The organism is Thermococcus sp. SY098 (genome assembly GCF_035621495.1).
Classification (GTDB): domain Archaea; phylum Methanobacteriota_B; class Thermococci; order Thermococcales; family Thermococcaceae; genus Thermococcus_B.
The window spans coordinates 409,245-423,534 of sequence record NZ_CP141821.1; the positions used below are offsets into that span (position 1 = coordinate 409,245).

Here is a 14,290-nt window from a genome sequence, read left to right on the forward strand (position 1 = left end):
CACTACAAATCTCCAAACAGCCTCTCGTGTTCTTGCTTTATACACCTATGGGCAACTGCAGTAAGTCCAGCCTCTTTTGCCTTTTTGAATGCTTCTCTGTTGTAGGTGTTAAACTGAAACCACACAACTTTTGCACCTTTCTCAATCGCCTGCTCAACATACTCCATTGTAAACTCTGGCCTTACAAACAGGTCAACAATCTCTACTTCACCGGGAATATCAAGCACGGAAGGATAACATTTTCTACCAAGCACTTCCTCGTATCTTGGATTTACCGGGATAACATCGTACCCATGATCCAGGAGATATTTCATGACATCATAGCTGGCTCTTTCGGGTTTTGGAGAAGCTCCCACGAGAGCAATCCGCTTATATCTTGTGAGAATTTCTCGGATATCATCGTCTGTTAACCTATCCAAAGGCATCTTCTTAACCATAGAACCACCTGAAACTAAGTTGGCATGAATGAATAAAACTATTGCGGTAATAGCATTTAAATTCATGAAAACTTTTTCATTAATGGGTGATAAAATGCTCTATGAAGAAAAAATAACCAGCAGATGGATCCTCGTTCTTGTAATATTGCCTGTTGTACTTTCACTTTCTATCGGTTTTTGGGTAACTTATCAGGCAGGAGAAGGCATTGAAATTCCGCTTGCTGTTGGCGCAGTTGTTATTCCATTGACAATTGATATCTCTTATATGAGAATCCAAATTGATGACAGAGAAATCAGGATAAGGGGAGCTTTAGGGTTAATAATACGTAAAACGATAAAGCTTGAAGATATTATAAGTTTTGAGGTGTACAGCGGATGGATGAGCTGCTCTGGATTCATCCACTTCAATATGCCCGCAAAGGGGTGCATTGTTTTGAATACAAAACGATGGAGCATCTCATTTTCAACCAATAATCCAGAGGAGATCGCTCAGGTATTGGCTACTCTTGGCATTCCACGAGAAGCTTCAGACCTTTAGCCCTTACAACTTTTACCCTCTCTCCAGCTTTTGCATGTCCATTTATACATTTTGCTCTCCAGTATTCATTTCCGATTTTCACAATCCCTTCAGGAGTTAAATCCTCAACAACAACTGCCTCTTTTCCCATTAATGCCTCGATGCCTACTTCTGCCTTTTTCCTCAAAATTTGTCCGAAAGATGGCACTATTGCGATGTCTTTTATAACGAGAAGCGCTATAACAGTGACAGACAATGATAGAGGAACCCTAATCCCAGCAGATGGAAGGATTACAAACAAGAATATCCCAACTACAATTTCATCTATCATCAAAAATACGAACTTCAGCACATCCTTTAACCTCTCCTTTAATTTCATTTAATCACCTCACAGGCTTAAATTCGGTAAAGAACCATAAATTAGCAGCAATAATCCCACAAGAATTGGCTGATGGATGATATAAATCTTTAAGGTATGCCTGCCAGCCCAGCATACAAATCTAACGGGCAATATTCTTGGAAAGTTCAGGTTAAACCTTCTCATGCCCTCTGGATAGAGAAGAGAACCCATAGCCATGCCGAACAAATAAACACCAAACCAAGGGAATATCGGGAAATAATCAAGTGTGAAAAATTCGGATGGAGTTATACCAAGGGGAAGCAAAGCTATCGTGTTCGCATGTATTTTGGATATAATCAAACTTCCCAGCAAAAAGAATACTCCAAAAAAGATGTTCTTTTCCTTAAAACGATAAAATGGTATTGCCAACAAACTTGCAACCCCAAGGAAGTGAAGAATTCCAAAATATATCGTTCCAGAGCTTAGGAGAACCTTTGTTGTAATTGTTATAAGGATGCCCAGTCCAAAGAGCTTTGCAAACCTCCTTAAGTACTTCTTATACGGTCTCGGGTTCTTCTTTATGCTTCGCGAATAGCTTATCCAAAATGATAGCCCAGATATGAATACAAATATTGATGCTGTTGTATATGCAAAAACTTTCCAAAACATCTGATGCCCTGAATAATTGAGAAAATACTGCAAATCGGTGATAAAGTTCGAAATAACCATCATTATGATTCCAATTCCTCTTGCAAGGTCTACCTCCCAAAAGCGTCCAGATGAATAAATTTCACTGCCAAACATCCTTATCAAAAATGTATTAACCTCCTATGGATATTTAAGTTTGTGGTGCATGTGAGGATAATAGAAACAAAAGCCAAAAGCATCTACACAAAAAGCAGAATTCCCGGCGTTGATTATGTGATCAACCAATACGTTGGGTGTCAATTTGCCTGTAAATACTGTTATGCGAAGTTCATCTGCAAGTGGAAGCCCTACGGGGAGTGGGGAAGCTGGATTGAAGTAAAAGTCAATGCTCCAGAACTTGCGAGGAAATATATAGAGGGAGAAGTTGTAATGTCAAGCATTTCTGACCCCTATCAACCAATCGAAGCAAAAGTGAAACTAACACGAAAGGTTTTACAAAATATGAGCAAGCGAATAAACCTAAGCATTCTTACAAAGTCCCCTCTTGTTACGAGAGACGTTGATATTTTTAGGCAGTTTAAAAACATCGAAGTTGGTCTGACAGTCAATAGCTTTGAAGGAAAAGAAAAGAAGCTTTTTGAGCCGTTGACTCCAATCCAGAGGGCGAGAATTAGTGCCCTAAAAATTCTCCATGAAGAGGGAATAAAGACATACGCCTTTATAAGCCCCATAATTCCAGAGGTTACAGATGTTGAAGCAATTGTCAAAGAAACAAAATCCTTTGTTGACTACTTTTTCTTTGAGGTGTTAAACTTAGGAGCAAGCGGGAAAGAGTTTCAGCAGATTCTGAGAGATAACTATCCAGAAAGCTATGAAACTATGGTTAACGATGACAAGTTTTGGGGATTCGTAAAGCAACTAAAAGAGGAAATCAAAAGGCTGAATGTAAAAACAGAAGGGATTGAGGTGCATAAAAGAGGATGGGAGTTTATTCAACTCCAATAACTGCTATAAAAATCGAATTAACATTCGTTCTTGTTGGTCCCGTAATGAGCAAAGCTTTCGCCTTTTTCAAGGCATCATAAGTGCTGTGAGTAGCTAAATACTCCTCGACATCAATTCCCCCTTTTTTCAAAACATCAAGAGTGTAGCTATCAACCAATCCTCCAGCAGCGTCTGTGGGGCCATCGGTTCCATCTGTATCCATTGCCAAGACTGCCGTCCCTCTCAACCCAGATATTTTCCGGCTTATGCTTAGAGCAATCTCCTGGTTAGGTCCACCTATGCCTGCTTCTCCCAAAATTGTAACTGTCGTTTCTCCTCCAGCTATTAAAACCACGGGCCTCTCAAAAGGTCTGTTTTTATTGTATACCTCTTCTATAATTGAGCCCAAAGCCAACGCAACATCCTTTGCTTCTCCCTCAAGTGTCGTCGTTAAGATGTATGCTTTCAGACCAAGCTCTTCAGCCTTCCCCTTTGCACTTTCACAAGCAGTTGAAACACTGCCGATTATGAAGTTGTGGACATTCGGCAAATCCTCCTTGAGCGTCTCCTCAACCTCCCCTTTGAGACCTTTTTCTATGTGTCTTTTTACGCTCTCTGGGGCCTTATTCCATATCCCATAGACTCTCAAAATTCTGTAAGCATCTTCAAAAGTCGTTGGGTCTTTAACAGTTGGCCCAGATGCTATTGCTTCTAAGGGATCTCCAACAACATCTGAGAGAATTAAACTTATCAGCGTTCCCTTCACAAGTTTGGCTAATTTTCCGCCCTTGACCTTTGAGATGTGCTTCCTCACGGTATTAATCTCATAGATTTTTGCGCCGCTTTTCAGCAGAAGTTCATTTGTCTTTATCTTGTCTTCCAAACTTATTCCATCTTCTGGCAAACAGAATAATGCTGAACCTCCGCCAGAGATGAGCACCAAGAGGATGTCATCTTTATCAACTTTCTTGGCAAGTTCAACACCAGCTAAGGCTCCCTTCATTGAGTTTTCATCTGGTATCGGGTGTCCTGCTTCAATGACTTCTATTTTTTTCAGTGGGAGTGCATAGCCATACTTTGTAACAGCGATTCCTTCTTTAAGTTTGTCCCTAAGAATCTCTTCAACAGCTTTTGCCATTGAACATGCAGCTTTTCCAAATGCCAGAACGTAGATTTTGCCTTTAATTGGAAATTCTTTTCCCATAACAATAAGCTTACCATCCCTCATTTTCAGAGCTCTTTTGACAGCCACATATGGATCCGAACTTTTTATGGCTTCTTCCATCAGGGTTAGGGCTATTTCTTTGGCTTTAACATCTCCATAGCTTAGAAGGTCATCACGATTGACTCTCATTATCTTCACCTGAGGAAGAATAGGAAATAAAGTGTAAAAAGCTTTTAGTCGAGCATCCCCAAAATTTTGTCAACTTCATTTGCTATCTCAACATCAAACAGGTAAATTGTCGGCAAAAGCCACCAGAGACGATAGTTATGCATTTTGTCTTCTTCTCCATAGTATTGGAATACAAACCTGCCAAAACCCGTTAAATCTCTGTGAATGTCTCTAACTTCTCTCAAGACACGCCTGACCTTTGGTGGATACTCTTCATAGGGTAAAGGAACACTCTTTGTAAACACATTGTCCTTGTAAAAATCCGTTGTTAAACCCACACTGTTGACATGTTTCAAAAGCTGCTTAAACTTCTTTGCTTCCCAGAAGCGCTTGAGGATGATTCGCGGATCTTCTTTTGCTAAGGGAAAAGTTTGCTCTTCTTCTTCGAGCCAGAAAACCAGGTAAGGCTGACCTCTCTCAATGATTATCTTGGCTAAGAGCCTTGCATTCCGAGGAATCTCTTGCTGTGTCTCTGTGATGTAGTACTCCTTTCCTTTTATGATATAAGTTTCCCCCTCTTTTCTCTCCCCGGCTCCTGAAACGAAATAAGCTCTTTCACCTTCTATTGTCCCCAAATGCAAGTCGTAACCCCATGCCCTTAAGTCCTTGAACTTAAATTTCCTTTCTGCTGGCACTACCCCTGAATTTTCAATAATGTAATACCCCTCAAGCATTTTCCTCACCAAAAGTTAATAAAAAGGATGGATATTTAAATTCTTTGGTCAGCACTTAAAATCCTCATCATCCTTTCATCAGCGCTGCGCGGGATCATCATCTATGATTAGCTCAATGACCGCTTTTTGGTTTGGGTTTTTTAACTTTTCAATTATTCTCCTGTCAATGTCTTTAGCCGCTTTGTTGGCTCTAACAGCAAGGGTTCGCCCGTCAATGTAGGTGCTTTTTCGTATGACCATCGAAACATCGTTTTCAAAAGTTAACCGCCCATCTCCTGAGGCAATGATTTCATCGACGAGATCATCAACGATAATTCTGATCCTGATCCTTTTTCCTGATTTAAGAGCCTGTTTAAATTCGTCGCTTAGATCTCTGATAGCCTTATCTGCTTTAATGCAGATTATACAATCCCCTCTGGGGGTTAAGAAATCTTCTTTTGTAATCTCCAAAGTCGATTTATGGGTAGCTTTGATATTCTCATGACCATAGCACTGGATTACCTCTCTTGTCATAATCGGAGTAGTGAACTTTGGGATTTATAAATCTAACATCAAACTGCGGGATATCAGTGCCAGCTTTATCTAACAATTAGCGAATCCACGAAAAGTTTAAAACAGATTTACTTGATTGAGCTATTGGATGTAATGTCAAGATTATCGGAGGGATGAAAATGGGAAACATAAGGCAAGGTTTCATTAAGAGAGTCGCGAGGGAGCTTTTGGACAGATATCCGAATGAGTTTACAACAGACTTTGAACATAATAAAAAGAAGGTTCAAGAGCTTACAACAGTTCAGAGCAAAACTATAAGGAACAGAATTGCCGGCTATTTGACAAAACTCGTTAGGATGAAGCAGGAAGGGAAGATCCTCTAAACCTCATACAGCTCTTTCTTTATTCTTTTCAGTTCAGCCATAAGCTCAGTTGGTAGGTATTCCTCGAGCTCTTTGAGGATTTCCTCAAATTCGCTTTCGCTCTCCTGGGCTATCCTGCGCATGAGATTTTCTATGTATGCCTCTGCGAGCAGTCTTACCTCTTCAAGTTCTTGCTTTGCCCGCATATGCTCAGCTATCTTTTCTTCAATGTCTTTTAGAAACTCTGCGAGCTCTTTAATTTTAGTCTCTACGGGTTCCTGAGATTTTATCAGTTCCTTTGCCTGTTCATATTCAGCCGTTCTCCTTGGAGCTTTCGGCTCATACATTTCTGTTCCGAAAATGTACGGCGTCAGCAGGACTTCAAGCCTAAAACCTCTTTTAATCGTATAGTACTTTCTTGGTCTGCCACGGGGAATCTTTTCAACCCTTCCTTCAATCAATCCCGCTCTTTCCAAGATCCTTAAGTGTTCTAAAACAGCTTTTTGTCCCACACCCAGCTCTTGGGAAAGCTCACTAACAAAGTAAGGTCTTTTGGTGAGAAGTAAGAGTATTCTACGCCTTGTCTCATTTCCCAGCACATCCAGCAGTTTTCCCATCTCATTATTTAACATTCTTCTCACCCCCACTTATCTAACTTAATGTTAGAAAAGTTCAAACTTAAGCTTTTCGGTTTAAACTATCCTAAATGACCCTTAACTCTGGATGAAATTTAAGCAGAGAAATTACAACCGCCTAAAATGATAAAAGGGCATGACCAAACCCAAAAGTCATGGGATCACATGATGCTTCCTGCATCTTGCTTCATAACTTTCCAGCCCGCCAACCAAGATTACAGGCGAATCCCTTGGGGCAGGTTTACCGTTGATTAAGCGCTGGCTTCTCGTTGCTGGAGCTCCACAGACAGTGCAGATTGCAGTTAGATAAACTATGTTATCAGCTCTAACCAAAAGCTCCTTGGTGACTGGAAAAGGGTCCCCTTTGAAATCAAGATTAAGCCCGGCAGCAATGACATAAACACCTTCATCCGCCAATTTGTTCAAAGTCTCAACAATTGAGAACGGAAAAAACTGGACTTCATCAACACCTATAACTTCAAGCTGCTCCCTTTCTGTTATCTCATAAATCATCTTGACCCCTTCCTCCGTAGTTGGAATGACATACGCCTCATATCTCAGCCCGTTATGAGCAACAACCTCGCTTTCACTGTATCTATTGTCTATTGACGGCTTAAAGAGCGCTGCCTTTCTTTTTGCGAAAATCTGCCTTTCAATCCGTTTTATCAGCTCTGTTGTTTTCCCAGCAAACATTGGGCCAGTGATAACTTCCAAAAATCCCTCTGGATGCATTAGACTCACCGATGCTAAATGAAAAGTAAGGTGTTAAAACTTCTTTTCCTCAAGAGTTTGACGAATAGGCAACAAACAACGAAGAATGTTGGAGTTTATGTGCAACTATTTATAATCCCCTAAACATTTAAGAAAAAGAAGAAACATCAAACTGGAGTCACATGGCCCCACTTTTCCAGAGCTCTTGCAAGCTCCTTGTGGGTCTTTGCATACTCATCAAGCGGAATTCCTTGTATTATGGCATCCAGAGCTTGTCTTACTGCCATTGCCCCTGCCTTTGGTCCATCTGGATGTCCGAGAGTTCCACCACCAATCTGGAGGACAATCTTAGTTCCCAGTGCTTCTATCACAAGTGGAAGGTTTCCTGGGTGAAGTCCTCCTGAGCTGACAGGCATGCCAGGCTTTATGTGGTAGAACTTCTGCTCAAGATGGAACACATCATTTTCATCTGGTACATAGTGCTTCTCTCTGAATATCCTTGCGAACTGGATAACTTCCCATTTTCCGCCCTCAAGCTTTCCTGCACCAGCTGTTCCAACGTGGAGCTGGTCAAGGCCTATTACTCTGTAAAGCTTGGCTAAGACGAACATTGAAATTCCATGATAGGGATTCCTTGTAAAAGCGGCATGCATTGCCCTATGGGCATGCAGAGCAATGCCGTAATCCTCTGCCAGATCCCTGATGTACTCCAATGCTCCCCATCCAGTCACAACAACATCAACCATCGCATGAGGGTTGCCATAATCAGCCAGAAGTTCTAACCTTCTTTCCATCTCCCTTATATCAGCTGTTATGTTGGCAAACCAGCTCTTCTTTTCACCAGTCTCGTTTTCAACTTTTTCGATAACTTTCATGATTACCTCTGCTCTGTCGTCAAAGCGGTTGTACCATGGGCTTGTGAGGTTTTCATCGTCTTTAACATAGTCCATTCCGCCACTAAGTAAGTCATAAGCGAGTTTCTCAAGCTCTTCTGGAGAATAACCAACTTTTGGCTTTGGCACAGTTCCAACTATGGGTCTGTCTTTAACTCCAAAGATTTTCTTGACACCTTCTATTCCTTTTGACGGTCCGCTGAATTCTCTTAAAAATCGTTCTGGGAGGTATATGTCCTCAAGCCTTAGTCCTTTTACACGTTTCATGCCAAAAACATTACCTGCAACACTTGCAAGCATCCCAGGCATGTTACCTTCTTCAAACAGATGAACCGGATATGCTATCCTGACAATCCAGCTTCCATCACCCATGTCTGTAAAGTGATATGCCTTAGCTGACATATCTTCCCATCTTTCCTTTTCATACCAAGGATACAGGCTTGTCCAAGTTCCAGTAGAGCTCTCTGCAGCTACTGCCCCTGCAGCAGCTTCAATGCTAAAGCCTTCAGCTGGGGTTATTCTAAACACTGCTATTAAATCCCTTTTGGGATTTGGTTCATATTCCTTATCTACATATATATCATATATTTCAAACTTCTCGGGCATCTTAACTCCCCCCATTTTTGAGGTAATAATAGGATTGGCTCGAGAGGTATATAAACGTTATTGATCAAAAATGTGATAAAATTAAACGGTATAATTAACATGATACGGAAGATCTCCTAACTGCAGGTTCTACTGAACTCCAATGATACTAAAAGACTTAACACTACGAGGTGGCAGATTTTAATTTAAAATCGGTAGATCTCTTCTGTATGCTCAAAACTGCCACATTTAAGAATAAAAGTTTTAAAAACAACGATGGTATCGTTACAAAAACATGCCCAATTAGGGGAGTATCCAGCACAAGACAAAGCATTTTGACTAATATCAATATAATACACAAAGCCTAAAAATTCGCAACTTTGTTCTATCCGCAGCAGTTTGCCTTAACTCTCAATAATTATAAGGATGATAAGCGTATAATCAGAGGAAAACGGCGTTTTTCCGAAAGGTTTATATAGGACTTCTTTCAAAGAATAAAATGCATATATTAGTAAAACAACTTTAAGGAGGTAGGGAAAATGGCTGAGTTGCCAATTGCCCCGGTTGATAGATTGATTAGAAAGGCAGGTGCACAGAGAGTCAGCGAGGAGGCAGCCAAGCTCTTAGCCGAGCACCTCGAGGAGAAGGCTGTTGAGATCGCAAAGAAGGCTGTTGACCTCGCAAAGCACGCCGGCAGAAAGACAGTCAAGGCCGAAGACATCAAGCTCGCCATTAAGAGCTGAAGCTCTTTCGTTTTTGGCTTTTCTAATTTTTGCTTTTCTATGGATATTGCCATTGAGTTTTCCAAGGCTTGAAGATATTGAAATGGAGATTTCTATCTTTGATCTCCGCAATTACAAAAGTCGGATCACTCCTCCTTGGCACCGTTGGAGAGCCGGGGTTTAAGAGAGCTATCTTTTTTCCCATGAATTCATAGACCTCGTAGAAGAACCTGTGAGTGTGTCCAAAGATCAAAATGTCAACCTCCATGTCAAGGGCTTTATACTTAAGCGTCTGGGTATCCAAGGAAAGAAACTGATGTCCATGAATAATTCCAATTTTGAGTTCTTCCACTTCTAAGATTCTTTCTTCAGGAAAAATTAGCTCATCTAAGTTTCCTCTAACAGCAACAACAGGAGCAACATTCTCCAAGACCTCTTTAACGCTTGGAGATGTTAAATCTCCAGCATGAATAATGAGCTCCACATTATCTTCTTGAAATTTTTCAAAAATTAGATTTGGGAGATAGGAGGTCTTATCTGGATAATGGGTATCACTTAAAATACCAATCCGAACCATCGGCGAGGTCCCCTCTCATCATCAATCAGCGACGGGTTTGAATCCTCATCTGGTTCTGTTATAGGCTTAATCTTATGTTAAGTCTTTCTACAAGTTCCTTGTATCTGTTTCTCACAGTAACTTCAGTTACGTGAGCTACTTCAGCAACCTCTCTCTGAGTCTTTTTCTCTCCTTCAAGAACGCTCGCAATATATAATGCAGCGGCAGCAACCCCCATAGGACCTCTCCCGCTGGTAAGGCCAAGTTTAATGGCTTTTTGAAGTATCTTAACCGCCCTATTTTTTGTTCTTTCGCTCAAACCCAGCTGATCAGCAAATCTACTTACATAATCGATTGGACTCGTTGGAGTAAGCCTTAAATGAAGCTCCCTTGCTATAAATCTGTAGCTCCTGCCTATTTCCTTCTTGTCAACCCTCGCAACTTCTTCAATTTCATCTAAGGTTCTTGGGACTTTTGCCATTCTACATGCTGCATACAAACAGGCAGCTGTCACTCCTTCAATTGACCTCCCCCTTATGAGCCTTTCCATAACAGCTTTTCGATAAAGAGCAGCCGCCATCTCTTTGATATTTCTTGGAAGGCCCAGTTGGGATGCCATTCTATCCAATTCACTTAAAGCAAATGCCAGATTTCTCTCTGCAGCATCACTGACCCTAATTCTCCTCTGCCATTTCCTAAGACGATACATTTTTGCCCTCATTGTACCGGAGATATCGTGACCATGAATGTCTTTGTTCTTCCAATCAATTGTGCTGGAAAGACCCTTATCATGAATCATCATTGTCATTGGAGCCCCAACTCTGCCCCTCTTCACCCTTTGATCGGCATCAAATGCTCTCCACTCTGGACCCGAATCAATTATGTTCTGAGCAACCACATAACCGCATGCTGTGCACACGATTTCTCCTCTTTCGGGGTCGTAGATAAGCCTAACTGACCCACAGACAGGACATTTCTTAAAGTCTTCGGCAGAAATCAAACAATCACCCCCTCCTTCTGGGGGCAGGGCGCTTTCTCTTGAATTTTTTTCCTTTCTTTTTCTGAGTCTCTTTCTTTCTCTTTCTCTCGTCAATGTAAAGAACCTGTCCAACATACTTCTCAGGAGCCTTTACCCTTGGCTTTACCGCTATATATGGCATCTTCACTGGGCCAAATACATCCTTAACGATGCCCACAAGCTGAAGATCCTTATCCACAACTGGATCGTTTAATGATGGGATCCAATTAGAACGGAGTATCAGAAAACCCTGCTTTGCATAATGAGAAACCCTACCTAAACGCTTCATAGCCCCACCCCGAACCAAAATCTTTTTAAATCTTTCGCTTTTTTATTTTTAAATCTTTCGTATTACCATTGTGAATTGGAAATTCGGACGAAAAAGTTTTAAGAAAGAAGGTTCATATCCAGTGGAATCTTATGTCGTATGGATGAAACTCTTTCTCGAACAAAAACCTTCGCCCGTTAATCTTTTAAAGCAACCTCTATTTTAATAACAAAATGGTATTTTAAGGGGGTGATGGGATGGCAGTTATAGAGGAAATTGCAAAGGTAAGCTTCGAGAGAGTAGGAAGTCATTCCCATATCAAAGGTCTCGGACTGGATGAAAATGGAAAGGCAAAGTTCATTGCAGATGGCATGGTCGGGCAGATTAAGGCAAGAGAAGCCGCTGGAATTGCAGTTAAGCTAATAAAGAAGGGCAAACTTGCTGGAAAGGGCATACTCCTTGTTGGGCCAACCGGAAGCGGAAAAACCGCAATCGCCATAGGTATTGCCAAAGAGCTTGGCGAAGATGTACCATTCGTTCAAATCTCTGGAAGTGAGATATACTCGGCTGAAATAAAGAAGACGGAATTCCTGAAACAGGCACTGAGGAGAGCTATAGGAGTTAGAATAAGTGAGGAGAGGAAGGTGTACGAAGGGAAGGTCGAAAGAATTGAAATCAGAAGAACACGACATCCCTTCAATCCATATGTTGAGATTCCGGAATCTGTGATACTGACGCTTAGAACAAAAGACGATGAAAAAACGATTAGGGCAGGAAGGGAGATTGCATACCAACTCCTCGATCTTGGAATTGAAGAGGGTGATGTAATCCAGATCGATGCAGAAAGTGGAAGAATTTCGAAAATCGGAACAACAAAGGAAGAAGAAGGAATCTTCCTAAAGAAAAAGGTTGAAATGCCAAGTGGTCCGGTGCTGAAAATTAAGGAGTTTACATATACGGTTACACTTCACGACCTGGATGTTGTAAACGCAAGAGCCGGAGGAATATTTACCCTGATCTTTGGAGGGGGATTGGAGATAACAGACGAGGTCAGGGAAAGGGTTGATGAGACCGTTAAGGGATGGGTGGAAGAAGGGAAAGCCGTGCTCGTTCCGGGCGTATTGTTCATTGATGAGTGCCATATGCTTGATATAGAGGCATTTTCATTCCTTGCAAGAGCTATGGAAAGTGAGCTGGCACCGATTTTGATCCTTGCAACCAACAGGGGAAAGACAAAGATTAGAGGAACTGACATTGAAGCCCCCCATGGTATTCCAATTGACATGCTGGATAGACTGCTTATCATCAACACAGAACCTTACAAAAAAGATGAAATCAGAGAAATCGTGAAAATTAGAGCCAGAGAGGAAGGCATCGATATAAGCGATGAAGCAATTGAGTACCTCGCAGAGCTCGGAGAAAAAACAAGTCTGAGGTATGCTGTTCAGTTGCTTGCCCCTTCAAGCATAATTGCCCAAGGACAGAAAGTCAAAAAAGAGCACATAATGAAAGCACAGGAATACTTTGCTGACATAAAAAGAAGCATTAGTTATGTGGAGAAACTTGAGGGCATGCTCCGCTGACTACCTTTCTATTTTTAGTTCTTTCAGCTTCCTGCTGAGCTTTAGGTGGAATGTGAACTCATGGTAGATTGAGTTTTTTAAGAATTTCAGCTTAAGATCGTTTAGCTTTACCTTTCCGCCAAATTCTCCAAAAATCAGGACATCTTCAACCCGTATTACACCAAACACCGCTGCAAGGTTAAAGAGCAGAGTTCTCATCTGGTACGGAGTTGCATGATGAGTTGAAATCTTTTCATGAGGATACTCAAATAGGAAATATTCAACCCCTTCAAGCTCCGCTATGTCTGTCATCGCAATATCCGCTGTTAAAAGAACTACAAGGGAAGGCGTTTCTTTGTCGAACTGCTTAAGTGATTTAACAATAAGCTCATCATTAGTTCCCGACTCTTCGTGAACCCTTCTAACTTCTATTATCCTATCCTTTAATGCTTTAAATTCCTTAAGAGCAATATATGCGGCTTTTCTTGATTTTTTCATCCTCCTGTTGTGGAATTCATCCAGAAGGTATGAGTTAGGGAGAATGCGTTTCAAAGCATTTATGTGCCCCAAATGGTACTTATAGTTCATTGACTGTTCAATTTCCCAGATAACAACATCAACCACTGCAAGCTCATACCTCTGGAGAGGGGTGTAAGAGGACACGAACCTGTGATAGAAAATATTCGTATCCAAAGCAAAGATAACTCTTTTGCTTAAGAGTGCATAGCTTTCCAGATGTTTTTCAAAATCGTCCAGATTGCTGTATTTTAGAATACCAGAAGCTAAAACGCACTCATGAAAATCTCTGTAGGTTGGGAGGTCGTGGAAACTGTCCTTTTTCTCTGACAGAATTCGAGAAAAATCCTCTGGCTGTGTCAAAGCCTCTATCTTGTATCCATACCCTTCTCTTCTGAACTTCAAAAGAGGAAAGTTCCCATAAAGTGGATATGAAACAACGGCATCGTCGGGAAGAAGGTTGAGCAGAATTTGAACTTCAGGCTTATCGACAATAATTTCCACCACTATCCCTCCATAAAGTCCTCCAACTTTTGAGAATGGATGGGGATCATCATGTAAGGCCTGTTCGCAAACTGAAGATCTTTTTCTGCAAGGGCGAGGTAGAAAACATGATCAACCTTCAGCGGCACCCCATGAACAAGTGCTCCAGCCACTAATGCCTTCCTTCCAGAGGTTATGTCTATGGCTATTTCAAATCCTTTATCTTTAAGCTTTCTCAAAAGGCTCTCAACTTTTCTCCTTGCTTCTTTGAAGTTTGCCTCTTCTATGGTTATCACCTCAACCTTTGGTGAGAACCCAAAGGCAGCAGATATTATTTTAAGTGCCTCAACTGCAACTGGAATCTTGTCTTGATATATATCTTCAAGGAAAATGTAGATCTCATTGGGCTTGTACTTCTTCTCCATAACTACAGCGTAATATGCATTTATCATAGCCCATGTGGAACGACCGAGCATTGTTATATATGCCTTCAT

General features: G+C 41.2%; 19 protein-coding genes. 5 read left to right on the forward strand and 14 right to left on the reverse strand.

Annotation, left to right across the window (positions count from 1 at the left end; all coding sequences use genetic code 11):
- Positions 1-2: 2 nt before the first annotated feature.
- Positions 3-437, reverse strand: coding sequence for a CoA-binding protein (locus VFC49_RS02195; RefSeq protein ID WP_324736003.1), 435 nt, complete (start codon positions 435-437; stop codon positions 3-5).
- 94 nt (positions 438-531) lie between these two features.
- Here VFC49_RS02195 and VFC49_RS02200 point away from each other — a divergent pair, with 94 nt between their 5' ends.
- On the forward strand, positions 532-975 hold the full coding sequence (locus VFC49_RS02200) for a hypothetical protein (RefSeq protein ID WP_324736004.1): 444 nt from the start codon (positions 532-534) through the stop codon (positions 973-975).
- Here VFC49_RS02200 and VFC49_RS02205 read toward each other — a convergent pair.
- Positions 938-1,333: an NfeD family protein gene (locus VFC49_RS02205; RefSeq protein WP_324736005.1), complete on the reverse strand. Its 396-nt coding sequence runs from the start codon at positions 1,331-1,333 to the stop codon at positions 938-940. The genes VFC49_RS02200 and VFC49_RS02205 overlap by 38 nt on opposite strands.
- 9 nt (positions 1,334-1,342) lie before the next feature.
- Positions 1,343-2,098: a heparan-alpha-glucosaminide N-acetyltransferase gene (locus VFC49_RS02210; protein WP_324736581.1), complete on the reverse strand. Its 756-nt coding sequence runs from the start codon at positions 2,096-2,098 to the stop codon at positions 1,343-1,345.
- A 51-nt stretch (positions 2,099-2,149) separates the two neighbouring features.
- Here VFC49_RS02210 and VFC49_RS02215 point away from each other — a divergent pair, with 51 nt between their 5' ends.
- On the forward strand, positions 2,150-2,947 hold the full coding sequence (locus VFC49_RS02215; protein WP_324736582.1) for an SPL family radical SAM protein: 798 nt from the start codon (positions 2,150-2,152) through the stop codon (positions 2,945-2,947).
- Here the strand turns inward: VFC49_RS02215 and VFC49_RS02220 are convergent.
- The 3 genes from VFC49_RS02220 to VFC49_RS02230 all read right to left on the reverse strand — a co-directional run bounded on the left by VFC49_RS02220 (position 2,931) and on the right by VFC49_RS02230 (position 5,506).
- Positions 2,931-4,280 (reverse strand): glycerate kinase, encoded by a 1,350-nt coding sequence (locus tag VFC49_RS02220; RefSeq protein WP_324736583.1) that lies wholly within the window; start codon positions 4,278-4,280, stop codon positions 2,931-2,933. The two genes, VFC49_RS02215 and VFC49_RS02220, sit on opposite strands and share 17 nt — an antisense overlap.
- A gap of 44 nt (positions 4,281-4,324) precedes the next feature.
- A complete protein-coding gene (locus tag VFC49_RS02225) occupies positions 4,325-4,993 on the reverse strand; it encodes a TIGR00703 family protein (RefSeq protein ID WP_324736584.1) in 669 nt (222 codons plus the stop codon).
- A 78-nt stretch (positions 4,994-5,071) separates the two neighbouring features.
- Positions 5,072-5,506 carry a DUF371 domain-containing protein gene (locus VFC49_RS02230; protein WP_324736006.1) on the reverse strand — a complete coding sequence of 145 codons (435 nt, stop codon included), beginning with the start codon at positions 5,504-5,506 and terminating at the stop codon, positions 5,072-5,074.
- A 158-nt stretch (positions 5,507-5,664) separates the two neighbouring features.
- Here VFC49_RS02230 and VFC49_RS02235 point away from each other — a divergent pair, with 158 nt between their 5' ends.
- Positions 5,665-5,868: a 30S ribosomal protein S17e gene (locus VFC49_RS02235; RefSeq protein ID WP_324736007.1), complete on the forward strand. Its 204-nt coding sequence runs from the start codon at positions 5,665-5,667 to the stop codon at positions 5,866-5,868.
- Here VFC49_RS02235 and VFC49_RS02240 read toward each other — a convergent pair.
- From VFC49_RS02240 to rbcL, 3 genes are all read right to left on the reverse strand, one after another.
- Positions 5,865-6,479: an ArsR/SmtB family transcription factor gene (locus VFC49_RS02240; protein ID WP_013467091.1), complete on the reverse strand. Its 615-nt coding sequence runs from the start codon at positions 6,477-6,479 to the stop codon at positions 5,865-5,867. The genes VFC49_RS02235 and VFC49_RS02240 overlap by 4 nt on opposite strands.
- Before the next feature lie 156 nt (positions 6,480-6,635).
- On the reverse strand, positions 6,636-7,214 hold the full coding sequence (locus tag VFC49_RS02245; protein WP_324736585.1) for a thymidine kinase: 579 nt from the start codon (positions 7,212-7,214) through the stop codon (positions 6,636-6,638).
- 146 nt (positions 7,215-7,360) lie between these two features.
- Complete coding sequence (rbcL, locus tag VFC49_RS02250) at positions 7,361-8,692, reverse strand: type III ribulose-bisphosphate carboxylase (RefSeq protein WP_324736008.1); 1,332 nt, start codon at positions 8,690-8,692, stop codon at positions 7,361-7,363.
- A 518-nt stretch (positions 8,693-9,210) separates the two neighbouring features.
- Between rbcL and hpkB the strand changes: the two genes are divergently transcribed.
- On the forward strand, positions 9,211-9,414 hold the full coding sequence (hpkB, locus tag VFC49_RS02255; protein WP_013467094.1) for an archaeal histone HpkB: 204 nt from the start codon (positions 9,211-9,213) through the stop codon (positions 9,412-9,414).
- 37 nt (positions 9,415-9,451) lie between these two features.
- Here hpkB and VFC49_RS02260 read toward each other — a convergent pair whose 3' ends face one another.
- The 3 genes from VFC49_RS02260 to VFC49_RS02270 are packed head-to-tail and all read right to left on the reverse strand — an operon-like array spanning position 9,452 to position 11,256.
- Positions 9,452-9,970, reverse strand: coding sequence for a metallophosphoesterase (locus VFC49_RS02260; RefSeq protein WP_324736009.1), 519 nt, complete (start codon positions 9,968-9,970; stop codon positions 9,452-9,454).
- Positions 9,971-10,028: 58 nt separating this feature from the next.
- Positions 10,029-10,949, reverse strand: coding sequence for a transcription initiation factor IIB (locus VFC49_RS02265; protein ID WP_013467096.1), 921 nt, complete (start codon positions 10,947-10,949; stop codon positions 10,029-10,031).
- A 4-nt stretch (positions 10,950-10,953) separates the two neighbouring features.
- Positions 10,954-11,256: a Gar1/Naf1 family protein gene (locus VFC49_RS02270; protein ID WP_056933726.1), complete on the reverse strand. Its 303-nt coding sequence runs from the start codon at positions 11,254-11,256 to the stop codon at positions 10,954-10,956.
- Between the two features lie 236 nt (positions 11,257-11,492).
- Here VFC49_RS02270 and VFC49_RS02275 point away from each other — a divergent pair, with 236 nt between their 5' ends.
- Positions 11,493-12,818, forward strand: coding sequence for a RuvB-like helicase (locus VFC49_RS02275; RefSeq protein WP_324736010.1), 1,326 nt, complete (start codon positions 11,493-11,495; stop codon positions 12,816-12,818).
- Here VFC49_RS02275 and VFC49_RS02280 read toward each other — a convergent pair whose 3' ends face one another.
- Both VFC49_RS02280 and VFC49_RS02285 read right to left on the reverse strand, forming a co-directional pair.
- Complete coding sequence (locus VFC49_RS02280) at positions 12,819-13,817, reverse strand: PIN domain-containing protein (RefSeq protein ID WP_324736011.1); 999 nt, start codon at positions 13,815-13,817, stop codon at positions 12,819-12,821. It lies immediately after the preceding gene.
- 2 nt (positions 13,818-13,819) lie between these two features.
- A complete protein-coding gene (locus VFC49_RS02285; RefSeq protein ID WP_324736586.1) occupies positions 13,820-14,290 on the reverse strand; it encodes a hypothetical protein in 471 nt (156 codons plus the stop codon).